Raw genomic sequence first — 22,903 nt, 5'->3', positions numbered from 1 at the left:
CCTAGAGGTTGTGGCGCAGGACGACCTTGTGCACGCCCTCGACCACGTCGAGGTCGACGGTGCCGCGGATCCCGGCGAGCTGCTCGGTGCCCGAGCCCGGGACGATCTCGCAGTGGAGGACCATGCCGTCGGCGTCCATGGTGCCGAACTGCTGCAGGGCGAAGCTGCCCTCGAGGTTGTTGACCCTGCCGGTGAAGACCTCAAGGGCGACGTAGCCGGCGGTCCCGGCGGACTGGTCACCGGCCGAGAGCATCGTGCCCGCGGAGGTACCGATCAGGTCGCCGGTCCAGGACTTGGTGAAGTCGAAGCGGCCGGTGCTGGCGTGGAGCGGCTCACCGGGGGTCAGGTCGATCGTGAACTGGGCGTTGCTCTGCGTCATGCGCCCACGTTAAGCGCTGGTCGGCCGGATGGACAGGGACTCCACCGCCGCATCGGCCGGCGCCTCCAGGGCGAACACGATCGCGCGGGCGACCGAGGTCACCTCCATGGCGATGGAGGGGTCGTACTCGCGCCCCTCGGCGGCCTGCAGCTCGCGCTGCATGTCGGTGTCGACGCGCCCGGGGTGGACGGACGACACCCGCACCCACCCTCGCTCTTCGGCACGCAGCGAGTCGGCCCAGGCGCGCACCGCGAACTTGGACGCCGCGTACACGGCCCCGTTCGCACCCGCGTTGAACCCCGACCCGGAGTTGACGACCACGACCGTCCCGCCCGCGGAGCGCAGCGCGGGCAGCAGCAACCGCGTCAGGTCAGAGACCGCCACGACGTTGAGTTCGAGCACGTGCCGCCAGTCGGAGCGGGTCGTGTCCTCGACCGAGCCGTAGCCGACGACACCGGCGGAGTGCACGACGGCGTCCAGACCGGACGCCCCCAACTCGAGTTCTGCGACGGTCGAAGCCACGGCGTCCTCGTCGGCCAGGTCGCAGACGAAGCCCGCGGCGTCCGGGCACTCGGCGACCACGGCCGCAACCGCAGCTTCAGAGCGACCCCCGACCAGTACCCGCCACGACGGGGCGAGCAACCGCACGACCTCGCGTCCGATGCCGCGGGTGCCGCCGGTCACCAGCACCGACCGGCGAGGCGCCGACATCAGCCCTCCGCCAGGTTCGCCAGCACCTCGTCGAGGTCGTCGGGCTTCACGAGCACCTCGCGGGGCTTCGACCCCTCGGAGGGACCGACGATGCCGCGCGTCTCGAGGATGTCCATCAGGCGTCCGGCCTTGGCGAACCCGACACGCAGCTTGCGCTGCAGCATCGAGGTCGATCCCAGCTGCAGGTTGACGACCAGCTGCGCGGCCTCGAGCACGAGCTCGAGGTCGTCTCCGATGTCCTCGGCGACCTTGGTCGACTCCTGCGGTGCGGAAACGTCTTCGCGGTACTGCGGGGCCAGCTGCTCGGTGACGTGCTTCACGACCGAGCGGATCTCCTGCTCGGTCACCCATGCCCCCTGCACGCGCACGGGCTTGGAGGCGCCCATGGGCAGGAACAGGCCGTCACCCTGGCCAACCAGCTTCTCAGCACCGGGCTGGTCGAGGATGACGCGCGAGTCGGTCATCGACGACGTCGCGAACGCCAGCCGCGAGGGCACGTTGGCCTTGATCAGGCCGGTCACGACGTCGGTCGAGGGCCGCTGCGTCGCCAGCACCAGGTGGATGCCGGCCGCACGCGCGAGCTGGGTGATGCGGACGATCGAGTCCTCGACGTCACGCGGGGCGACCATCATCAGGTCGGCGAGCTCGTCGACGATCACCAGCAGGTACGGGTACGGCGCCAACACGCGCTCAGACCCGGGGGGCAGCTTCACCTGACCCGCGCGCACCGCCTTGTTGAAGTCGTCCACGTGCCGGAACCCGAAGGCGGCGAGGTCGTCGTAGCGGGTGTCCATCTCGCGGCAGACCCACTGCAGGGCCTCGGCGGCCTTCTTGGGGTTGGTGATGATCGGCGTGACCAGGTGCGGGATGCCCTCGTAGTTGGTGAGCTCCACGCGCTTGGGGTCGACCAGCAGCATGCGCACCTCGTCGGGGGTCGCGCGCATCATGATCGAGGTGATCATCGAGTTCACGAACGACGACTTGCCCGAGCCGGTCGCGCCGGCGACCAGCAGGTGCGGCATCTTGGCCATGTTGGCGATGACGTAGCCACCCTCGACGTCCTTGCCGAGGCCGACGGTCATCGGGTGGTGGTCGTTGCGCGCGCGGTTGGAGCGCAGCACGTCACCCAGGGACACGATCTCCTTGTCGGTGTTCGGGATCTCGACGCCGATCGCCGACTTGCCCGGGATCGGGCTCAGGATGCGCACGTCGGCCGACGCCACCGCGTAGGCGATGTTCTTGCCGAGCGCGGTGACCTTCTCGACCTTGACGCCGGTGCCGAGCTCGACCTCGTAGCGGGTGACCGTCGGGCCGCGGGTGTAACCGGTGACCTTCGCGTCGATGTCGAAGTTGGTGAACACCTCGGCCAGGCGCCCCACCACCGCGTCGGACGCCTCGGTGCGCGACTTCGGCGCCGAGCCCGGCTTGAGGACCTGGTGGTCGGGCAGCACGTACTGGATATCCCCGCTGAGCACCGTCTGCTCCGCGCGCAGCGGTTCGTTGCTGTGGGCGGGCGGTTGCAGTTCGGCGGGGGCCGTTGCCGGGACGCCGCCGGCTGCGGTCGCCGCTCCCCCGGCCTCGACGGCGCTGGGGGCCTTGCCCGCGGTGACGGGCTTGCGGGGCTCGTCGAAGGCGTCGACGTCGTAGACCTCGTCACCACCGCGCGCGGCCGGGGGCTCGGCGTAGGAGTCGTACGCGTCGTCGGGGTCGCGCACGAGCGGCGTGTCGTAGGCCTCGTCGACGCCGTAGGTGAGCTCGGGGGCGTCCTCGCGGCGGTACTTCTCGCGCACCGACCGGAACTGGTCGGGCACCTCGTACAGCGGGATGCCGGTGATGACCAGCGCGCCGAACAGCGCCATGACGACCAGCACGGGGACGGCGACCCACACCGTGACCAGGTCGGCCAGGAACGAGCTCGGGATGAAGCCGAGGGCGCCGCCGGCGGCGCGCATCTCCTCGGGGCGGCTCGGGCTGGGGATGCCCTTGGCGACGTGGACCAGCCCCAGCACGCCGAGTGCGAAGACGAGCCAGCCGACGGGCTGGCGTCCGGTGGGCCCGTTGGCGGCGGGGTCGCGCAGGGTGCGCCACGCCATGCCGAACGCGGCCAGCGGGAGCGCGACCGAGGCCGCGCCGAACACGGTGGAGAACACCACGCGCAGCCAGTCGCCCACCGCGCCGGGCAGCAGGAACCAGAAGGCGGCCGCGGTCAGGATGCCGATGATCACCAGGAACAGGCCGGTGCCGTCACGGCGTAGCTCGGGATCGAGGTCGCGCACACCGGAGCCGATGCTGCGGACCAAACCGCCCAGCAGGCCGGCCAGCCCGCGCCACAGCGCGACGATGCCGCGCCCGATGGCGGCCAGGACGTCGCCGAAGCCACCCCCGGACTGCTTCGCGGGAGTTCGACGTGTGTTCTTGGACTTGCTTCCGCCACGCGAAGTCGTCGACCGCGAGGATGCGGTCGATCGGCTCCGCGTGGGGGAAGACGCGCGGGTCGCCATGGGGGCGACCCTAACAACCCACCCGGTGGCTCCCCAAGCGACCACGCCGCCGGATTCTCACACGAACCCCTTGACCCACCCCCTCCCCCGGGAGAACGATGGGCCCAGCGCGGTCGCCGCCCACGACCACCCCTTGAAGGAACCGCGATGAAGAATCCGTACCCGGGTGACGAACTCCTCAGCGTCGAGGCGGCACGCACTGCGGCCGTCCGCTTCGAGGAGAAGGCCCCCGAGGCCATGGCCGGGGCCGAGATCGACACCGCACCCGACCGGCGCAAGCAGTACCTCAAGGCCGCCCTCACCGAGGAGAAGGCCCGCGCCGTCGTGGCGGACGCCGAGGCCCTCGGCACCCCCAGCTCCGCCCAGGACACCCTCGCCGGCCTCGCCGAGGAGCGCATCATCGGCTCCAGCGACCTGCGCGACGTCAACTACCTCGAACTGGCGGTGGCCGTCGCACGGTCGGTGTGCCGCATCCGGGTCGGGCGCGGCGCGGGAACCGGCGTGCTGGTCGGCCCGCGCCTGCTGCTCACCAACAACCACGTGCTGCGGACGCCCGAGCAGGCCCAGAACGCGGAGGCCCAGTTCGACTACCAGGAGAACGCGTCGGGGGAGCTGCTGCCGGTCCAGACCTACGCCTTCGAACCGGACACATTCTTCGTCACCGACAAGGAGCTGGACTTCACCGTCGTGGCCCTGGCCGCCGCTTCCTCACGGGGTCAGCCGCTCGAGCGGTACCCGTGGAACCGGCTGAACCCCACCCTGGGCAAGGCGGAGGCCGGCGACCCGATCAACATCATCCAGCACCCGCGCGGCGGCCTGAAGCAGGTCGCCCTGCGCAACAACGAGGTCATCGTCATCCCCAACGGCAAGCCCGACTTCCTGTACTACACCACCGACACCGAGCCGGGGTCCTCGGGGTCCCCCTGCTTCAACGACCAGTGGGAGATCATCGCGCTCCACCACTCTGGCGTCCCGCGCATGGAGGGCGAGACCATCCTGAAGAAGGACGGCACGCCCTGGGACCAGAACACCGACGACCCCGCCCTGGTCGACTGGATCGCCAACGAGGGCGCCCGGGTCTCGGCCATCGTCGCCTCCCTCAAGGCCGCCACCCTGGATGAGGCCGCGTCCGCGCTCCGCGACGCCGCCCTCACCGGAACTCCGCCGAACCCCATCCACCTGGCCCGCCACACCGAGCTGGGAGCGCTGCCGTCCCGCCCAGGCGGAGCCCACAAGGTCCCGGTCCCCGTGACGGGCGTCCCCACGTCAGCGGCGGGCGCCGGAGCGGTCAGCTTCCAGGTGCCGTTGACGATCACGGTGTCGCTGGGTGGACCGACCCCGGTCGTGCTCCAGGCCGGCGCAGTCGCCACGGGCGCGGCCACCCCCGACGCCACCCCTGACGCCGACACCGACGCAGCCGCGCCGGCGTCCAGCCCACTGGTGGTCGAGGCCACCCGCGTCGACCCGGACTGGACCACCCGGCGGGGCTACGACCCGGCGTTCCTGGGCATCACGGTGCCGCTTCCCACGCTGTCGCGGGCGATGCGAGCGCGGACGGTCGAGGTCCCCGAGGAGTTCCGGGTGCACGGGGACAAGCACGAGCTGGCCTACCACCACTACTCGGTCGCGATGAACCGCGAGCGCCGCTTCGCCTGGTACAGCGCCGCCAACATCGACGGCCGGGACCGGCCGAAGCTGCCCAAGCGCCGGGACCGGTGGTTCATCGACCCGCGCATCGACGACCCGGCGACGCCGGCGAACCAGCTCGGCGAGGACCTGTACGCCGCCAAGCGCACCGACCGGGGCCACCTCACCCGGTACCTGGACGTCGCGTGGGGCACGCCCGAGGAGGCCCGTGACGCGGCCGCCGACACGTTCCACTTCACCAACGCCTGCCTGCAGCTGGACGGCTTCAACCAGCGCACCGACCGCTGGCAGGGCATCGAGCAGTTCCTGCTCGAGCGGAAGGCCGCCCCGGAGTCGCGCCGCCTCAGCGTGATGACCGGCCCCCTGTTCCGCCCCACCGACCCGCCCTACCGCAACGAGTTCATGGACGCCGCCGTCCGGGTCCCCCTCGGGTTCTGGAAGGTCTGCGCGCTCGTGCGGGAGGACGGGACGCTGTCGGCCACGGCGTTCATCCTGGGCCAAGCCGACATCACCACCCTGACGGGCTTCGACGAGGCGTTCCTCGACGTGGCCGCCGTCCAGACGACCATCGAGAACGTCGAGAAGGAGACGGGCCTCAGGTTCGGCGTCCTGCGCGACCACGACCACCTCGCCGGGGGCGGCGCCCCCGGCAGCCTGGAGGTGGACGGCCGGACCGTGATCCCGCTGCACTCCCTCGACGACATCGTGACCTGACGCACTACCCCCGCAGCACCCACCCCTGCCAGAAGGAGAACCATGTCCGACACCAAGAGCCAGAAGTCCTCGCGGGAAGGCAACGCCCCGGATCGCCTCGACCCGCGGGTTTTCGACGCCCTGTTCCCGGCACCACCCGACGTCCTGCCCGACCTGGTCGGCCTGGAGTCCGAGGGGGACGAGTACTCGTTCCTGCTGGAGACGATCTGCGGCCTCGCCGACGACAGCCAGCCCGTCGAGCAGTACGACGGGACCCTCGGCGTCACGCGCGCCTTCGTGGACGCCCACCAGTCGCCGGTCGCCCAGGTCCAGTGGAACGACGACCTGGCCACGCACTACACCAACCCCGGCAACGTCAACGGCGCCCGCTGGGGGTCGGGCACGATGATCAGCCCGGACCTCTTCCTCACCTGCGGCCACCTGTTCGACCAGACCGGCAACGGGTGGACCCGCCCGACCGTCAACGGCACCACGACGACGATCTCGCCCCAGGAGATCGCCACCCGCATGCACCTCAACTTCAACTACCAGGTGGACGCCTCGGGCACCCTGAGGGCCGAGGCCCGCTTCCCGATCACGCAGTTGGTGGAGTACCGCCTCGGCGGGGTGGACATGGCGATCTGCCGCATCGGCGGCTCGCCCGGGAACACGTACGGGTTCACGCCGGTGGCCACGGCCGACGTGGCGCTGAACGCGATGATCGCCATCATCGGCCACCCGGCCGGCCGGCCCAAGCGCATCGAGGCCGGACCGGCCACGGGGCTGGTCCCCGGGCGGTTGCTGTACAACGACATCGACACACTCGGCGGCAACTCCGGCTCGGGGATCCTGGGGCCGGCCGGCAGCCTGGTCGGGGTACACACCAACGGTGGCTGCAACCCGCAGGGGACGGGGTCGAACTTCGGCGTCCCGATCATGACGATCCGCAACGTCTCGCCCACGTTGCAGAACCTCAACACGGCCACCGCACCCATCCCGGACCGGATCGTCACCTCCCCCCGTGATGACCTGATCGGCACGCTGGCGTCCCGCGACACGAACACCATCATCGACCGGATCGGGACCAATCCCCGCGACGACCTGGCCACCCTCGCCTGGCTGGACACGACGCCCCGAGGCGACGTGATCGGCACGAAGGTGACGATCGACAACATCGTCACCTCCCCGGTGAGCGACAACATCATCACCTCCCCGGCCGGCGACGTCGGGACCGGCGGGGCCGCCGACTCCCTGCAGGAGCACATCGACCCCGGCTGGCTCGACCCGGTGATCAACCCGGCCGTCGTGCGCGACCCCGTCGTGGCCGGCGGACTGCGGCCGTTCGCGCTGCAGGGCGGGCACCGCTTCGGGCCGGAGGCGGCGGGCACCCCCAGCCGGGAGGAGTACGAGGCGACGCTCGAGCAGTACGAGGCCGCCCTGCTCGCAGCCGAGGAGCAATTGGACGCGCTCAAGCAGGAGTACACCCAGGTGTACGCGCTCTACGCCGAGGCGTTCGGCCAGCAGGCCTGACGTGATCGGGATCATCGCCTCCGAGGCGGACCTCCACGCCCAGGGCGTGGTCGCCCGCCTCGCCGAGCTCGGGTCCGCCGCCGTGTTCCTCGACACGGCGGCGGTACCCACCCGGGTGCGCATCACGAGCAGGCACTCCAACCGGACGCCGTGGACCGGGACGTGGGTCGAGGGTGACGGTGGGGCGTCCGGCGGTGGGGGACGCACGGTGGACCTCACGGCGCTGCGCGCGGTGTGGTGGCGGCGTCCGCTCCCCCACGTTCTGCACGCCGAGCTCCGCACCGAAGTCGACCGCCGGTTCTCCTACGCTGAGGTCGACGCCGCCGTGCGCGGGCTGTGGTCGTGCACGGACGCCACGTGGGTGAACGACCCCGACCGCGACCTCGCGGCGTCCCGGAAGCTGTGGCAGTTGAAGGTGGCGGCGACCCTGGGCCTGCGCGTCCCGCGGACGTGCGCCACCACGGACCCGGACGAGGCGCGGGCGTTCCTCGCGGGTGAGGACGCCGGGGCGATCTTCAAGCCGTTCGGCGGCATGGAGGACGCCTGGGCCGAGACCCGCCTCGTGCTGCCCTCGGACGTGGACCTGCTGGATCAGGTCCGCCTGGCACCGGTGATCTTCCAGGAGCTGATCCCCGGGGGGACCGACGTCCGGGTGACGATCGTCGGCCGGGACGTCCACGCGGCCGAGATCCGGGCGGGCGAGTCGTCCTATCCCTACGACTTCCGCATGGACACCGCGAACGCCCCCATCGTGCCCACGACGCTGCCGGACGCCGTGGTGGAGCGCCTGCACGCCTTGATGGACCACTTCGGATTGCTGTACGGCGCCATCGACCTGCGACGCGCCCCCGACGGCGACCACGTCTTCCTGGAGGTGAACCCCGCCGGCCAGTGGCTGTTCGTCGAGCTCGCCACCGGCCAACCGATCACGGCCTCCCTCGCGGCCCTGCTGGCGCGGCTGGACGCCCCGGCAGCGCAGGGGAGCTGAGGCGAACCCGCGCCGCGACCTGCCCATCTTGCTGGCCCTACCTACTACCTTGCGAAACAGCTGGCCTTCGTGCTCGCCCAGGTCGTGACGCGGATGCCGCTGATGGCGCTCGTCGTCCCGAACCTGCCCGAACCGTGGCCCTCGGTGCTGATGTCCGGGCCCGGGGCGAGCTTCTCCGCGGGGCTGTTCGAGGAGACCGCCCGCCTGCTGCTGATGCTGTGGCTCCTGAAGCACCTGCGCCGCTGGATCGACGGCGTCTCCTTCGGCCTGGGCCATGGCGGCATCGAGGCGGTCCTGCTGCTCGGGATCGCCAACGTCAACAACCTGGTCCTCGGCGTCCTGATCAACTCCGGGGGCTGGGACGCCGTGGCCCAGACCCTGCCGGGGGAGACGGCGGAGCAACTCCGGAGCGCGCTCGTCGACACGAGCCCCTGGATGTTCCTGCTGGGCGGGGTCGAGCGCCTGGCCGCGATCAGCCTGCACATCGCGTGCAGCCTGCTCGTGCTCGCCGGCATCGTGCACGGCCGCAAGCTGCTCGGCTGGGTGGCGGCGGTCCTCCTGCACGGGTCGTTCAACCTGGTCGCGGTCGCGATGGCGGGCGCGGGGGTGAACCTGGTCCTCGTCGAGGCGGTGCTCGTGGCGCTGGCGATCGGGCTGTGGGTCGCCATCGTCAGGTCCCGGCCCCTGTTCCCGCAAGGCCCGACCTCAGAAGTGGCGCCAACCCCCGGCGTCGCCTGACCACACCTTGCCGTCGACGGTGACAGACGCGCCGGCGTCCGGCTCGAGCGGCAGGACGCGGCCGATGACGGTCCAGCCCTCGGGGACGTCCGACGCCGCGAACGTGCCCAGCAGGGCGTGGTCGTCACCCCCGGTCAGGATGTAGTGCAGCGGGTCTCCCCCGCCGATCGCCGCGGCGACGGTCTTCTGGGCCTCGTCCACGTCGAGGGTGGCCGAGTCGAGGTCGATCGCGACCCCGGACGCCCGCGCCACGTGGCCCAGGTCCGCCAGCAGGCCGTCGGAGCAGTCGACCAGGGCGGACGCCCCGGCCTCGGCCGCCGCGCGTCCCTGGCCGTAGGGGACCTCCGGGACGCGATGCGCCCGGACCACCGCTCCGGGCGAGCGGAACCCCCGCCCCAGCACCGCCAGGCCGGCGGCTGCCATGCCCAGGCGTCCGGTGAAGGCCACGACGTCTCCCACCCGCGCGCCGGATCGCAGCACCGGCGCCCGCCCCTGCAGGTCGCCGAAGGCGGTGACGACGATGCCGATGACCGCACCCCGCGTGGTGTCCCCGCCGATCAGCGCGGCCCCGCCGAGGCCGCACTCGTCCCGGACGCCCCGGCTGAACTCCAGCACCCACTCGGTCGGTGTCTCCTCGGGGGCGGACAGGGCCACGACGACGCCCAGCGGCGTGGCCCCCATGGCTTCGACGTCGGCCAGCGCCGCCCCGACGGCCTTGCGGCCCACGTCGTGGGGCCCCGACCACACCTTCTTGAAGTGGACGTCCTCGTGCATCGCGTCGGTCGAGACGACCACCTGCCCGAAGGGCGCGAACACCGCGCAGTCGTCGCCGGGGCCGACGGTCACGGCGTCCGGCATGGTGAGCCCGGCGGTGACCTGGGCGATCAGCCCGAACTCGCCCTCGTCGGCGATCGTGCGCGATGCCATCAGCGCAGCCCGGTGGGACGCTCGAGGGCGAGCCGGACGAGCTCGGCGATGAGGTCGGCATAGCTGAGGCCGGAGGCCTCGAACAGTTGGGGGTACATCGAGATGTAGGTGAACCCGGGCATGGTGTTGAGCTCGTTGACGAAGATCTCCTCGTCGGCGGTGACGAACATGTCCACGCGGGAGAGGCCCTCGGCCCCCATGGCGCGGAACGTGCGCGCGCCGAGGCGCTGGAGGCGGGCCAGGAGCGGACCGTCGATGGCGGCGGGGACGTCCAGGCTCACTTGTTCGCCGGGGGTGTACTTGGCCTCGAAGTCGTAGAACGCGTCGGGGGTGTGCATGCGGATCTCGCCGGCCAGCGATACGCGGGGCGCGCCGTCGAGGTTGTCGAGCACGGCCACCTCGACCTCGCGGGCACCCATGACGCCCTCCTCGACGATGATCTTGGGGTCGTAGCCGAAGGCCTCCTCGATGCAGCGAGGGAGGTCGTCCGGGGTGGCCGCGCGGGTGATGCCGAGGCTGGAGCCGCCGCGCGCGGGCTTGACGAACACGGGGAAGGTGAGGTCGGCTTCGATCTTCTGCAGGAAGTGGCGCTGCTCGGCGCCCCACTGGCGCCGGTGGATGGTCACCCAGGGCGCGACGGGGAGGCCGGCGCCTGCGAGGGCGGTCTTCATCAGGTCCTTGTCCATGCCGTTGGCCGACGCCGCGACACCGGACCCGACGTAGCGGATGCCCATCATCTCGAACAGCCCCTGGATGGTGCCGTCCTCGCCGAAGGGGCCGTGCAGCAGGGCGAAGGCGACGTCGAAGTCGCGCTGGTCGACGAGGGTGTCACCGTCGATGGTCGCGATGCGGCCCCCGCCGTCACGGCGCATCAACAGTGCTTCGGGACGATCCTCGGTCAGGCGCGGCAGCGTGCCCTCGACCACCTGCATGGCGGCCATCTCCTCGACGGGCACCTGCACCCACCGACCGCTCGGCGTGATGCCGACGCCGATGACCTCGAACCGCTCGGTGTCGATGGCCCGCGTGACGCCGCCCGCAGTGAGGCACGACACGTCGTGTTCGGAGCTGACCCCGCCGAAGATGATCGCGACACGCGTGCGGGTGGTTTCGGCCATCGGGTTCTCCTGTCGGATACGGGCGCCCCTACCCTATTCCCATGCCCACCATCGGCCTCACCATCGCCGGCCGTGTCGACACCGGCTGGGAGTGCGTGGACGATGCCGGACGCCGCGTGGTGGTTCCCTTGGACTCGATTGATCCCACCCTGCGCGCGTTGCGCGTGGGTCAGCGCCTCCTCGTCGAGGTCGTGGACGGGGTGGTGGCGCGGGCGTCCCTGCCCTGAGGGCCCCCAGCTCCCCATTGCCCCTACGGGGGCCGGGGAGTAGATTCCAGCCACCCAGCGCGTGAGGTGCCACCCATGGAACCTGCTCGTCCCTTTCTGACCGTCCGCCACGGACCAGTGCCACCCCGCCCCCGCGTCCAGCCGGCGGTCGCAACCCTGGTCGCGCTCGGGTGCGCCCTGGTCGCCTCGCCCGCCGCGGCTGCCCTCGACTGCGGGCCCGCCCGGAGCCTCATCGACGGGCAGCGCCCCCAGCGCGCCATCGCCTATGTGGACGCCATCAACGCCCCCTTCTCCGACGACGCGTCCCAGCAGTGCACCGACGAGCGGGCCGAGGCGCTCGGGATCGTCCACGCTGCCGAGGTGCTGGCAGTCGAGGCCGAGAGCCTCGCGGGCGACGGCCAGAAGGACGCGGCGCGAACCAAGGCCCACGATTCCCTGCAGCTGGACGATGAGAACGCCCGCGCCCTCGGCGTACTGGAAGGGCTGAAGGCCAAGGACCCCACGTTCTGGCAGCGGGCCACCAAGGGCTGGGAGTCGCTCCAGAAGGACGTCCTGACGCCCATGGCCACGCTGGCCCTGCCCGTGGCGGGCCTGCTCGCCGGCCTGCTCCTCGTGGCCCGTGTCCTCGTCCTCGCGCGGCAGGACTGGCCCGGCCGCACGAAGGCCTCCTCCGCCCGGCGAGCCTTGGGCGGGGGGTGGGCCCTGGTGGCGCTGGCGTCCGTCGGTCTGGTCGCGCTCGCGGTGGAGGCGTGGCCCGCGGCGACCGGCCCGGTGCTCGGCGTGCTGGTGGCCGCAGGCCTGGTGACGGCCGCGCTCGGCGTGGGGCTCACCGCGTGGGGAACCGCACGCAAGCTCCGGGTGGCGGTGCGTATCAACAAGGCCGGAAAGGAAGACCCGGCTGCGTCCGCGCACGTGCTGTCCCTGCTGGAGGAGCTGGGCGCGAGCCCGCCCCGGGGAATCGAACGGCCCGTCGGGCCCGACGTCGAGGCTCTGGAGAACGTGCTCACCGAGGTGAAGGTCGGATGGGTCGCGACGGTCGCCACGGCGATCTCGTCCCTGCTGGGCTGGACGCCGTGGAGGGTCGTCGTCGATGTCGACGGCGACGTGACCTCCGCGCAGATCCTCCGCAACGGGCGTTCTCGCCGGTCGCTGGTCCTGACCGGGAAGGACCTCGAGGTCCCCGGTTCCGACGCCAAGCTCGACCCGCACGTCTTTCTGGCAGCCTTCGTCGTGACAACCCTGGCCGAGGCGCATCAAGGATTCGGCGGGCTCTGTGGCGCCACGAGCTGGCGTGGGGTCGGCCTGCAGTACGCCGCGGCGGGGCCGAACGCGAAGAACGGGCTGGCCCTGCTCAAGCAGGCGGTGCAGGCCGACCCGGGCAACTGGCTGGCGCGAGCCGACCTGCAGCACCAGCTCCACCGGAAGTCCAGCGACGCCGGTGAGCTCGCCCAGTACGCCGCCTGGCTCGACGGCGCCATCGAGCGGGTGACGAGGACGAGCCCGGACGAGGACGCCCGACTGGGCCGGGTCCCCCTCGTCCTGCGCCTGCACCTGTTCCGCGCCCTGGTCGGGGTGAACCGTGTGTTCGCCCGGCAGGAGGGCGGCGACGACGGCAACAAGGTCGAGGTGGACGTGGATGCTGCGATCGCCGACGCCAGGGCCGCCATCATCGCCCTGTGTGGCGCGGCCCACGCGGCGGGCCGGACCCTCTCGCCGCGCAGCGTCCTGTGGCTGCAGGCGGTCCGGTCCCGCGCTGCGGCCATGGCAGTACACGTGTCGGACGACCGCCTCACCGAGGACTTGGGGGCCGACGTTGCCGCGGACGTCCGCTCGTGGGCCGAGTTGGACCGGTCACCCTCGGCGCACTACTCCTGGGCGTGCTCCCGTGCCACCCCCGGGCTGCGGGTGCCGGTCGAGGCGGAGCAGCAGACCGTCGCCAAAGCCCTGCTTCCCGAACTCCGCGCCGCGCGGGTCTCCGACCGGGTCGTCGCGTGGCTACCGAAGGATCCCCAACTGGAGTGGTTCCGCAAGACTCCCCAGTTCACCGAGTTTCGGCCGGCGCCGCGCACCGAGTTGTTCGACCTCGCCCCGCTCAGCACGCACCGCAAGGCGCTCGAGAAGTGCGGTCTGGACTCCCCCGGACTCCTGGCGTCCATGGAGCCGACCGAGCTGGCGCTTCGTTTGGGCCTGGCCCCACCGGCGGCGGCCCACCTGGTCGAGATCGCCCGGGTCCACCGCTCCCTGCAGGGGCAGGACGCCCTCACGACGGTCGCCGTCGAGGCGGTGGCGCACCTGCTGGAGGCGGGCCTGGCCAGCCGCTCCGCCCTCGCCGCCCTCGACCCGGATGGGCGAAGAGCGCGGGCGGCCACGCTGGCAGAGGACACTCTGCGCTTCACGAAGAATACGACGCAGGTGGAGCTCGCTGCGGCCTACGCAGAGTGGCTGGAGGCGCTCACCTCATGAGCTCGGCCCGCGTGCCCGCTCAGCGTCAGTCGGCGACCTTCGCAGGAATGGTCTTGGCCTTCCACGACGGGCGCCTGGCCTCGTAGGCGGCGATGTCGGCGTCCTTCTGCAGCGTGATGCCGATGTCGTCCAGCCCATTCAGCAGGCGGTGGCGGGTGTAGTCGTCGATCTCGAACGGGAACGTCGCCTCACCGGCGGTGATCGTGCGCGCCACGAGGTCGACGGTGAGCTCGGCGCCGGGGGTCCCATCGAGGAACGTCCACAGCTCCTCGACGACCTCGGGCGACACCAGCGCGACCAACAGCCCGGACTTGCCCGAGTTGCCCCGGAAGATGTCACCGAAGCGCGAGCCGATGACCACCTTGAAGCCGTAGTTCTGCAGCGCCCACACCGCGTGCTCGCGCGAGGAGCCCGTCCCGAAGTCGGGCCCGACCACAAGCACGGAGCCGGCCTTGTAGGCGTCGTGGTTGAGCACGAACGCGGGGTCGTTGCGCCACGCGGCGAACAGTCCGTCCTCGAAGCCCGACCGGGTCACGCGCTTGAGGTAGACCGCCGGGATGATCTGGTCGGTGTCCACGTTCGAGCGACGCAGCGGCACGCCGACGCCGGTGTGCGATTCAAACTTCTCCATGGTCAGTTCCCCTCAACAAGGTCGGCGGGCGAGGACAGGGTGCCGCGCACGGCGGTGGCGGCGGCGACCGACGGCGAGACGAGGTGGGTACGTCCACCCTTGCCCTGGCGCCCCTCGAAGTTGCGGTTCGAGGTGGACGCCGAGCGCTCGCCCGGCTTGAGCTGGTCGGGGTTCATGCCCAGGCACATGGAGCAGCCAGCCTCGCGCCACTCCGCACCTGCGGCCTTGAACACCTCGTCGAGGCCCTCCTCCATCGCCTGCAGGCGGACGCGCGCCGAGCCGGGCACCACCATCATGCGGACGCCGTCGGCGACCTTGCGGCCCGCCAGCACGGACGCCGCCAGGCGCAGGTCCTCGATCCGCCCGTTGGTGCACGAGCCGAGGAAGACCGTGTCGACGCGGATGTCCTTCATCTTGGTGCCGGCCACCAGATCCATGTACTCCAGCGCGCGCTCGGCGGCGGCTCGGTCGACGGGGTCGGAGAAGTCCTCCGGCGACGGCACGGCCTCGCCCAGCCCGACGCCCTGGCCCGGGTTGGTCCCCCAGGTCACGAACGGCGTCAGCGTGGACGCGTCGATGTCGACCTCGGCGTCGAACACGGCGTCCTCATCGGTGCGCAGCGTGCGCCAGTACTCGACCGCCGCGTCCCAGGCCTCACCCTCGGGGGCGTGCGGGCGTCCCTTGAGGTAGGCGAACGTGGTCTCGTCGGGAGCGACCATGCCGGCCTTCGCACCCCACTCGATGGACATGTTGCAGATCGTCATCCGGCCCTCCATCGACATGTTCTCGATGGTGGTGCCGCGGTACTCGACGATGTAGCCCTGTCCGCCGCCCGTGCCGACCTTCGCGATGAGGGCGAGCACGACGTCCTTGGGGGTGACGCCGGCGGGCAGGTCGCCGTTGATGTTGACGGCCATCCGCTTGGCGGGCGCCTGGTTGAGGGTCTGGGTGGCGAGCACGTGCTCGACCTCGGAGGTGCCGATGCCGAACGCGAGCGCGCCGAACGCGCCGTGGGTGGCGGTGTGGGAGTCGCCGCAGACGATCGTCATGCCGGGCTGGGTGATGCCCAACTGCGGGCCGATGATGTGAACGATGCCCTGGTCCTTGTCACCCAGCGAGTGCAGCCGGATGCCGAACTCGCCCGCGTTCTTGCGCAGCGTGTCGACCTGGAGGCGGGAGACCGGGTCGGCGATCGGGGCGAGGATGTTCTCGGTGGGGGTGTTGTGGTCCTCGGTGGCCAGCGTCAGGTCCGGACGCCGCACGGGACGACCCGCGAGGCGGAGGCCGTCGAAGGCCTGCGGGCTGGTGACCTCGTGCACGAGGTGCAGGTCGATGAACAACAGGTCAGGCTCGCCCTCGGCGCGCTTGACGACGTGGTCCTCCCAGACCTTGTCACTCAGGGTCTTGCCCATGCGGATCCCCCATCACTCCTGGTTGGCTGGGCTCATCGAAGCCCTTCACCCACGATGAAACCACTTTTCCACTTGCGTGTCACAGAATGAGACGGCAGTATCAGAGTATGGACACAGGTTCTTCAGGCGTCGGCGTCCTCGACAAGGCCGCCCAGGTGCTCACCGCCCTCGAGCAGGGCCCCACGACGCTCGCGGGCCTCGTGACCGCGACCGGCCTCGCCCGCCCCACGGCCCACCGGCTCGCCGTGGCGCTCGAACACCACCGGCTCGTCAGCCGCGACCTGCAGGGCCGCTTCGTACTCGGGCCTCGCCTCACCGAACTGGCCGCCGCCGCCGGCGAGGACCGCCTGCTCGCCACCGCCGGCCCGGTGCTGGCGCGCCTGCGCGACATCACCGGCGAGTCCGCCCAACTGTTCCGCCGTCAGGGTGACTTCCGCATCTGTGCTGCGACCGCCGAGCGGCCCTCGGGCCTGCGTGACACCGTGCCCGTCGGCACGCAGCTCACCATGAACGCCGGTTCGGCCGCCCAGGTGTTGCTCGCCTGGGAGGACCCGGAGCGCATCCAGCGTGGCCTCACCAACGCGACGTTCTCCGCCGTCGCCCTGTCGACAGTCCGTCGCCGCGGCTGGTCGCAGTCCGTGGCCGAGCGGGAGGCCGGCGTGGCCTCGGTCTCGGCCCCGGTGCGCTCCCCCAACGGCAAGGTCATCGCGGCCGTGAGCGTGTCCGGTCCGATCGAGCGCCTCACCCGCCAGCCCGGACGCCTCCACGCCCCGGCGGTCATGGCCGCCGCCGAGCGCCTGTCGGAGGTGCTGCGCCGCAGCGGCGACAGCTGAACCATGACGTCTACAGGGCCCGCACTCGTTCGGGCGTGAGGTCCCCCACCCGAGGTCACGGGGCAAGCGCTTGCCCTGGGCGCGGAAGTCGGTGCCCAGCACGATGGACGCCAGCGTGATGACCGCGTCGATCCCGGGGGTCGGCACACCGACCTCCTTCGCGACTCCGAGGTGAAAACCAGCCCGTAGGGCACGTCCTCGGTCAGGTAGCGGAACTCCAGCGACGACGGCGCCCGCGACCCGGCGAACCCGATGCCCTGGTTGTAGCCCTTCAGGTAGGTCGCCTCCGACAGGTACCCCTGCCGCAGGCCCAGCTCGGGGTCCGGCACGACCTCGACGCCGAGGGCCCGGCCCAGCGCGATGCGCTCGCCGTCGAGGGTTTCGATCAGCCGTGCGGACGCCGGCGTCACCCCCTCGGTGTAGAACAGGAAGTCGCCGCCGGTGTTCTAGATGCGGGACGCGTTGAGCAGCATGATCGCCGGGTGCAGCACCGGGTTGGCGTTCTGCAGCGTCGTCTGCAGCACGTTGCGAGCGGCCTCCGCCTGCGGCCACACCATCTGCAGCTTCGCCAGCAGCTCCGGAGTCCGTGCGCTGGGCAGAGCGGCCACGAACAGCCCGTCCAGCACGCGCGTCGTGACCCGGACGACGCCCGGCTCCACCAGCCGGCAACCGTAGGGCAGGGTGCTGGTCTCACCGATCAGGTAGGTGTCGTCCAGCAGGTCCAGGCCGAGGCTCATCCTGAGCACCACGGCGCCGTTGCAGGCGCTGGGCAGCATGCAGTAGGCGGCCTCGGTGGTGAGCCGGCCGCTCAGGGCCTCCCCCATCGCCTCGTGCGCGTACGCCGGGCCGACGAGCAGGACCAGCTCGGCCCCCTCCAGGGCGCGGTCGAGGTCGTGTCCGGCGTAGTGGATGCCCACCCGGCCCTCGAACTTCACCCGGCCCTCGATGGTGCCGGACGCCGCGATGGCGGCGATGTTGGCGTCGAACCGCTCGAAGTCCCAGAGCGACACCTAGTGGCCGGCCGCTGCCCACTCGAAGGCGGCCGCGGTGGCGCCGTTGCCCGAACCCATGATCGTGATGCGCATGGGTCGATCCTCCCGCATCCGCGCACCGTTGACGCCACACGAAGAGAGCCTTGCCCGACACCCGGGGCTACGGCAGGGCGCGGCGCGGGGCCCGTCGCCACGGCCAACCCGGACGCCGTCGCTCCGGCTCCACCGGGGGCATAGCCAAGGTGGGCAGGGTCCGGCCCGCGAGGTAGGGCAACAACACGTCGAGCAGTCCGTCGATCTCGTCGGCACAGGCCCGCGCGGCTCTGGGGCCACGGTTGTAGGGATCCTCGACGTCGAGGCTCATCGAGTCCGGGCCGGCGGCCGCGACCAGCCGGTCCACCCGGTCCACCACATCGAGCCCGGCCCTGCCGACGCCGTCCAGCTCGTCGAGGGCGCGCACGGCCCGCGCGGCCTGCTGCAGGCCCACGATGACACGGCGGTGCTCCGGGAACGCGTCCAGCAGGCGCATGTGCTGGGCGAACTCGAAGGCGACGATCAGGTCGGCACGGCGCATCAGCTCCTGGTCCACCCCGCGGCTGGTGTGCCCGGACGCGTCCCCGCCCCGAGCGACGAGCAGTGCCTCCATCTCGGGGTCCATCCCCCGCCCCGGGTAGCCGGGGGTGCCGGCGCTGGCGAAGGTGATGCCCGGGTCGGTGCCGTCGGGCAGCACCTGGCGGGCGCGGCGCTCGGCGTACGGCGAGCGGGAGATGTTGGCGGTGCACACGAACAGCACGCGCAGGGGCGGGTGGGTCCCGGTGCTGCGGCCCCCCTTTGCCTCGCTCATCGCGCCTCCTCCAGGAGTCCCTGGGCGACGAGGTCGGTCAGGAAGCGCTCCACGTCGCCGCGCACGGTGTCGGCAGGGACGGCCAGCAACTCGGCCAGCGCGGCAGGCACGTCCGGCTCACCCTCGGCCGCGATGCTCCAGATCAGGGCCGCGGTGCCGTGCAGGCCGACCGGGTCGCCGTCCGGCAACGGCATGAGGTAGACCACGACGGGCCGTCCATTCTCGGGCGGCAGCGTGACGTGGCCCAGGCGGTGGGGGATGTGGTGGGTCAACGCAACCTCCGCACGCGCCGCGCTGCCCGGCCGGCGAGCCGACCGAGTTCGGACGCCGCGAGCCCCAGTTGGTGCACCCACGCGCGGGCCATGTGGACGGGCCCGGGTTTATGACCCAGTTCCCGCTCGAGCCGATCCCGCTTGGGCGCGATGAGGTGGAACGCCGACCGCAGCGCGTGCAGCGGTGTGGGCTGAGCCTTCACCCGAGCGAGCCACAGGGTGGCGCGGGAGGTGTTCTGCGTCGAAAGCGCCTTCCACAGCTGGTACTCGCGTGCCGTGCGGTGCTCCTCCAGCCGCCCGGTGGCCGCGGCGAGGGCGACCTCGGCGCGCAGGGTCCGGGCCAGCGCGTCCACCTCGGCGCGCTCGTCGTCGGACGCCTGGCCCCAGGCCCGCTCGATGTCGCGGCTGTCCAACTCGCCGCCGCGGACGGCGTGGAGGATCAGGATGAGCCGCTGGGCGGGCAGGCTCGGCACCGGGCACGCCTGGCCGGCCATGACGGTGGTGTGCCGGGACGCCCACAACAGGTCGAACGCCTGCTCGCGGTCGAGGCCGATGCCGGGGAAGGTCCGATGGACGTCGGCGTGGCACACGCCCGGGCGGATCCACGTGGACGCGTGCTCGAAGGCCGAGCCGTCCTCGAACCGGTAGACCATCGTCCAGCGGTGGGCAGCCATCGCGGCGAAGAAGCGCTTCACGTGGCTGGGGCGCACCAGCACGTCCGCGTCCACGCTGTTGCGGGGCACCCGGCGGGTGACCGGCGCTCCGCTGACGGGGTCGAGGGCAACCTCGTGTTGCAGCAGAACGGGATCCACCGCGGCGCCCTTCACGTGGAGGATGTCGACGCCCGCATCCTCGGCGATCACCTGCAGCGTGGCCGCGGCGAGAGGCACACCGGCCAGCAGCGGCATGTACTCGATCTCCCCCACCCGCCGCAGCTTACGCACGTCCGGCTGGCCGGGCCCGTCGAAGCGCGCAACCCCGTCGGTGATAGGTTCGCGAGCGTGAAGATCGTGGTCACCGGCGGCGCCGGATTCATCGGGTCCAACCTCGCACGCGAGCTGCTCACCCGACCCAGGGTGAGCCACGTGGTCGCCTTCGACAACCTGTCCACCGGCAACCGCGCCAACCTCGACGGTGTGGGCGCCGACCTGATGGTCGAGACCGTCCTCGACCCGGACGCCCTCGACCGCGCCTTCGACGGGGCCCACGCGGTCGTGCACCTCGCGGCCCTGCCGTCGGTCCCCCGGTCCGTGCTGGATCCGGTGGCCTCCCACCATGCCAACGCGACCGGCACGCTCGAGGTGCTGCAGGCGGCCCGCCGTGCGGGCAACATCCCCGTCGTCGTGGCGAGCTCTTCGTCGGTGTACGGCGCGAACCGGGAGCTGCCCAAGCGCGAGTCCATGCGCACCGCGCCGATCTCCCCCTACGCGGTGAGCAAGCAGGCCACCGAGGCGTACGCACTATCCTTCGGCCACACCTACGGCCTGCCCACCCTCGCGTTCCGCTTCTTCAACGTGTACGGCCCGCTGCAGCCGGCCGGGCACGCGTACGCGGCCGTCATGCCCGCGTTCGTGGACGCGGCCCTGCGCGGGGTTCCCCTCACCGTGCACGGCGACGGCGAGCAGACCCGCGACTTCACCTACGTCGGCACGGTCTCGCGCGTGCTGGCGGACGCCGCGATCCGGGGCGTGCACGACCTCGACCCGGTGAACCTGGCCTTCGGTTCCCGCACCTCGTTGAACACCCTCATCACGATGATCGGTGAGGCCCTCGGCACCCAGCCGCAGGTGAACCACACCGAGCCGCGCGCCGGGGACGTCCGCGACTCCCAGGCCGACAACAGCCGGCTGAGGGCGCTGTTCCCCGAGGTGCAGCCCGTGCCGTTGGAGGAAGGGGTTCGGGCCACCGTCGACTGGTTCCGCACCCTGCCCGACTACCGGTAACGACCCATGAACCGGGCCCGCCTCCCTCGCCCAGTGGACACGGCCTGGATCACTGTCACCGCGGTGTGGCTGATCTGGGTCCTGTTGGCGTCGGCCCTGAACGGTCGGCCCGTCCGGCTGGACTCGGTCTACGTCGTCGCGCCCCTGGTCCTCGTGGCGGGCGTCCTGCTCGGACGCGTCGCGGCGAAATCGGACGCCGACCCACCCGCCCCCGCTCCCCGCCCGCTGTGGCTGGACGCCTCCCTGCTGTTCCTGTTGGTGGCCCTGCTGCCGGGGGTGGGGCTCCGGCTCGCGCCCGGCCCCCCGCCGCTGGGTTACCCCAACGCGAACTCGGCCGCGGCCATCCAGGTGATGGTGCTCATCGCCCTCGTCCTGCTCGGCGCCCACCACGACCGTTGGAGCCGCACCCTGTACACGGTGGCGCTGGCGGCGTCCGCCTTCGCGGTGGTGCACCACGGCTCCCAGGCGGGCATCCTGGTGGCGATCCCGGTGGCCCTCGCGGTCGTGGTCATGCTGGTCCGGCCGTCCCGCCGCAGCTGGTGGGCCGTGGCGCTGGGGGTGTCAACACTGGTTGGCGCCGTCTACGGTTTTCTGAGGCTAGCCACGGCATCCGCGTGGCCCGACCTGGCCGTCAGGGCCCTCAGCCGTGTGCGCCAGGACCTCTGGACGACGGCGCTCGCCCTGTGGTCGCGCAGCCCCGTCATCGGGTCGGGGCCAGGCTCGTTCGCCGAGGCCAACCCCTACGCCGTCGACGCCGACCTGGTTTCGGCTCACTCGGTCGCTCTCCAGGTCGCCGCCGAGCTGGGCCTGGTCGGCGTCGTGATCCTGATACTGCTCATCGTCCTCGGCTACCTGGTGGGCGTTCGGATCAGCGCCCCCCACGGCGTCCTGGCCTCAGCCGCCTGGACGGCCCTGTGGGTGCACTCGCTCATGGACCACCTCCTCGACCACCCCGGGATGGCCCTCGTCGCGGGCCTGGTCCTGGGGTGGGCAGGCTCTTCGGCCCACAAGATCCGAGATTCAGAACAGCTCGATGTCGCCCAGCGTGAGACACCAGGCTGACGCCGGCGGCGGCGAGGCCGCCAGCGGGCGGGACGTCAGCAGCGGCCCGGCACCCGGCACGGGCAGCGGCACCAAGCCAGCCGAGGGCCCTGTCCGCAGCCCGATCGCGTAGTCGGCGCCGGTCTCCCGCAACACTCTCGCGACGAGGCGCGCGCCGGTGCGGTAGTCGGGCACCAGCTGCTCGATGATGGCCGCCTCGACGGTGTCACCCCGGCGGCGCAAGCGGAACACGACGCCACCCTCAGCCGGGTCCGAGGGCGAGGCGAGCAGCACCCGGTAGCGCAGTGGACCGAACGAGGTGCGCCAGGCGAGGTGCTCGGGCGTGCGGTCGGTGCGAAACCCCTTGGTCGGGGCGTGAGCCAGCAGTGCCTCGGAGACGCTCCGGTCGGTGAACGCCTCCACGGCGTCGAGCCCGGCGCGGGTCTCCTCCGACCACAGGTTGGCCGGCACCATTGAGCGCGCCATCTTCGGCAGCGCCGCAGGGTTGGCCGGCAGCACGCCCACAGGCAGGCGCCGCACGACGCTCCAGCCCATCTTCAGGTAGCCGGGGCGGCTCTGGTCGTTGGGGGTGTTGAACACGATCCCGTCCCCCGCGAGCGTCAGCTCGGAGACGCCGCGCAGGGTGAGGGTGCGGAAGATGCCGAGCCCCTGGTAGTCGGGGTGGGTCGCGGTGTCGACCGCCCGGACCCCGGTCACCTTCTTGCCCTCGTCGTTCACGAACCGCCAGCGCATGAGCGTGCGGTAGCCCACCGCCCGGCCCTCGTGGAGCGCCACCCACGCCGCAGACTCACCGAACGAGTTCTCCCGGTGCTTCCAGCGCAGGAACGCCTCGTAGTGCGGGTCGTCGCCCTTTTTCAGCGACTCGCGCAACATCGGTATGACCACGGGGTCGTCCCCGGGCTGCGCCGACCGGATCTCGAGGTCGGCGGGCGTGAGCTTGGGCATGGGTCCTCCCGGCGTTGGTAGGCTGCCCAAAGCCTAGGGGGTGGGCG

21 protein-coding genes and 1 pseudogene are annotated in these 22,903 nt (G+C 71.7%); 9 read left to right on the top strand and 13 right to left on the bottom strand.

Going from position 1 to position 22,903, the window contains the following annotated elements:
* Position 1 precedes the first annotated feature (1 nt).
* The 3 genes from J4N02_RS07505 to J4N02_RS07495 are packed head-to-tail and all read right to left on the bottom strand — an operon-like array spanning position 2 to position 3,591.
* Complete coding sequence (locus J4N02_RS07505; RefSeq protein WP_188333348.1) at positions 2-379, bottom strand: DUF3224 domain-containing protein; 378 nt, start codon at positions 377-379, stop codon at positions 2-4.
* 9 nt (positions 380-388) lie between these two features.
* Entirely contained in the window at positions 389-1,090 is a 702-nt protein-coding gene (locus J4N02_RS07500; RefSeq protein ID WP_188333349.1) for an SDR family oxidoreductase, read from the bottom strand.
* Complete coding sequence (locus J4N02_RS07495) at positions 1,090-3,591, bottom strand: DNA translocase FtsK (protein ID WP_188333350.1); 2,502 nt, start codon at positions 3,589-3,591, stop codon at positions 1,090-1,092. Before J4N02_RS07495 ends, J4N02_RS07500 begins: the two co-directional genes overlap by 1 nt.
* 147 nt (positions 3,592-3,738) lie before the next feature.
* Here J4N02_RS07495 and J4N02_RS07490 point away from each other — a divergent pair, with 147 nt between their 5' ends.
* The 4 genes from J4N02_RS07490 (at position 3,739) to J4N02_RS07475 (ending at position 9,187) form a co-directional block, all read left to right on the top strand.
* Entirely contained in the window at positions 3,739-5,952 is a 2,214-nt protein-coding gene (locus J4N02_RS07490) for a DNA/RNA non-specific endonuclease (RefSeq protein ID WP_188333351.1), read from the top strand.
* Between the two features lie 42 nt (positions 5,953-5,994).
* Complete coding sequence (locus J4N02_RS07485; RefSeq protein WP_188333352.1) at positions 5,995-7,461, top strand: serine protease; 1,467 nt, start codon at positions 5,995-5,997, stop codon at positions 7,459-7,461.
* 1 nt (position 7,462) lies between these two features.
* Positions 7,463-8,449 carry an alpha-L-glutamate ligase gene (locus J4N02_RS07480; protein WP_188333353.1) on the top strand — a complete coding sequence of 329 codons (987 nt, stop codon included), beginning with the start codon at positions 7,463-7,465 and terminating at the stop codon, positions 8,447-8,449.
* Positions 8,450-8,518: 69 nt separating this feature from the next.
* Positions 8,519-9,187, top strand: coding sequence for a YhfC family glutamic-type intramembrane protease (locus J4N02_RS07475; RefSeq protein ID WP_188333354.1), 669 nt, complete (start codon positions 8,519-8,521; stop codon positions 9,185-9,187).
* On the opposite strand, the gene J4N02_RS07470 is transcribed toward J4N02_RS07475, so the two are convergent.
* Both J4N02_RS07470 and J4N02_RS07465 read right to left on the bottom strand, forming a co-directional pair.
* Positions 9,155-10,117 (bottom strand): thiamine-phosphate kinase, encoded by a 963-nt coding sequence (locus tag J4N02_RS07470; protein ID WP_188333440.1) that lies wholly within the window; start codon positions 10,115-10,117, stop codon positions 9,155-9,157. The two genes, J4N02_RS07475 and J4N02_RS07470, sit on opposite strands and share 33 nt — an antisense overlap.
* Complete coding sequence (locus J4N02_RS07465; protein WP_188333355.1) at positions 10,114-11,232, bottom strand: D-alanine--D-alanine ligase family protein; 1,119 nt, start codon at positions 11,230-11,232, stop codon at positions 10,114-10,116. Before J4N02_RS07465 ends, J4N02_RS07470 begins: the two co-directional genes overlap by 4 nt.
* Positions 11,233-11,273: 41 nt before the next feature.
* On the opposite strand from J4N02_RS07465, the gene J4N02_RS07460 reads away from it, so the two are divergent.
* On the top strand, positions 11,274-11,459 hold the full coding sequence (locus J4N02_RS07460) for a hypothetical protein (protein WP_182816152.1): 186 nt from the start codon (positions 11,274-11,276) through the stop codon (positions 11,457-11,459).
* A 117-nt stretch (positions 11,460-11,576) separates the two neighbouring features.
* Positions 11,577-13,922, top strand: a complete 2,346-nt coding sequence (locus tag J4N02_RS07455; protein ID WP_188333356.1) for a hypothetical protein — start codon at positions 11,577-11,579, stop codon at positions 13,920-13,922.
* Between the two features lie 25 nt (positions 13,923-13,947).
* On the opposite strand, the gene leuD is transcribed toward J4N02_RS07455, so the two are convergent.
* A complete protein-coding gene (gene leuD, locus J4N02_RS07450) occupies positions 13,948-14,553 on the bottom strand; it encodes a 3-isopropylmalate dehydratase small subunit (protein WP_188333357.1) in 606 nt (201 codons plus the stop codon).
* Positions 14,554-14,555: 2 nt separating this feature from the next.
* The gene (gene leuC, locus J4N02_RS07445) at positions 14,556-15,965 is read right to left on the bottom strand and encodes a 3-isopropylmalate dehydratase large subunit (protein ID WP_188333358.1); all 1,410 of its coding nucleotides are present in this window, start codon (positions 15,963-15,965) and stop codon (positions 14,556-14,558) included.
* Between the two features lie 107 nt (positions 15,966-16,072).
* On the opposite strand from leuC, the gene J4N02_RS07440 reads away from it, so the two are divergent.
* Positions 16,073-16,798, top strand: coding sequence for an IclR family transcriptional regulator (locus tag J4N02_RS07440; RefSeq protein WP_188333359.1), 726 nt, complete (start codon positions 16,073-16,075; stop codon positions 16,796-16,798).
* Between the two features lie 179 nt (positions 16,799-16,977).
* Here the strand turns inward: J4N02_RS07440 and J4N02_RS17395 are convergent.
* The 5 genes and pseudogenes from J4N02_RS17395 to J4N02_RS07415 form a co-directional block, all read right to left on the bottom strand.
* Positions 16,978-17,229: pseudogene (locus tag J4N02_RS17395) on the bottom strand (NAD/NADP octopine/nopaline dehydrogenase family protein); the annotation flags it as partial.
* Between the two features lie 15 nt (positions 17,230-17,244).
* Positions 17,245-17,808 carry a hypothetical protein gene (locus tag J4N02_RS07430; protein WP_188333360.1) on the bottom strand — a complete coding sequence of 188 codons (564 nt, stop codon included), beginning with the start codon at positions 17,806-17,808 and terminating at the stop codon, positions 17,245-17,247.
* Positions 17,809-17,950: 142 nt separating this feature from the next.
* Positions 17,951-18,634, bottom strand: a complete 684-nt coding sequence (locus tag J4N02_RS07425) for a low molecular weight phosphatase family protein (protein WP_188333361.1) — start codon at positions 18,632-18,634, stop codon at positions 17,951-17,953.
* Positions 18,631-18,906 carry a PqqD family protein gene (locus J4N02_RS07420; protein WP_188333362.1) on the bottom strand — a complete coding sequence of 92 codons (276 nt, stop codon included), beginning with the start codon at positions 18,904-18,906 and terminating at the stop codon, positions 18,631-18,633. The genes J4N02_RS07425 and J4N02_RS07420 overlap by 4 nt, the downstream gene beginning before the upstream one ends.
* Positions 18,903-19,832, bottom strand: a complete 930-nt coding sequence (locus J4N02_RS07415; RefSeq protein ID WP_208091177.1) for a nucleotidyltransferase family protein — start codon at positions 19,830-19,832, stop codon at positions 18,903-18,905. The genes J4N02_RS07420 and J4N02_RS07415 overlap by 4 nt, the downstream gene beginning before the upstream one ends.
* 75 nt (positions 19,833-19,907) lie before the next feature.
* Between J4N02_RS07415 and J4N02_RS07410 the strand changes: the two genes are divergently transcribed.
* A complete protein-coding gene (locus J4N02_RS07410; protein WP_188333363.1) occupies positions 19,908-20,849 on the top strand; it encodes an NAD-dependent epimerase/dehydratase family protein in 942 nt (313 codons plus the stop codon).
* Positions 20,850-20,882: 33 nt separating this feature from the next.
* Positions 20,883-21,911 carry an O-antigen ligase gene (locus J4N02_RS07405; RefSeq protein ID WP_182816161.1) on the top strand — a complete coding sequence of 343 codons (1,029 nt, stop codon included), beginning with the start codon at positions 20,883-20,885 and terminating at the stop codon, positions 21,909-21,911.
* Here the strand turns inward: J4N02_RS07405 and J4N02_RS07400 are convergent.
* Complete coding sequence (locus J4N02_RS07400; protein ID WP_188333364.1) at positions 21,870-22,856, bottom strand: GNAT family N-acetyltransferase; 987 nt, start codon at positions 22,854-22,856, stop codon at positions 21,870-21,872. The two genes, J4N02_RS07405 and J4N02_RS07400, sit on opposite strands and share 42 nt — an antisense overlap.
* Positions 22,857-22,903: the final 47 nt, after the last annotated feature.

Source organism: Propioniciclava sp. MC1595, from assembly GCF_017569205.1.
Classification (GTDB): Bacteria; Actinomycetota; Actinomycetes; order Propionibacteriales; family Propionibacteriaceae; genus Propioniciclava.
The sequence above is the reverse complement of the archived record's forward strand: the minus strand, read 5'-3'. Positions and strand labels throughout refer to the sequence as shown.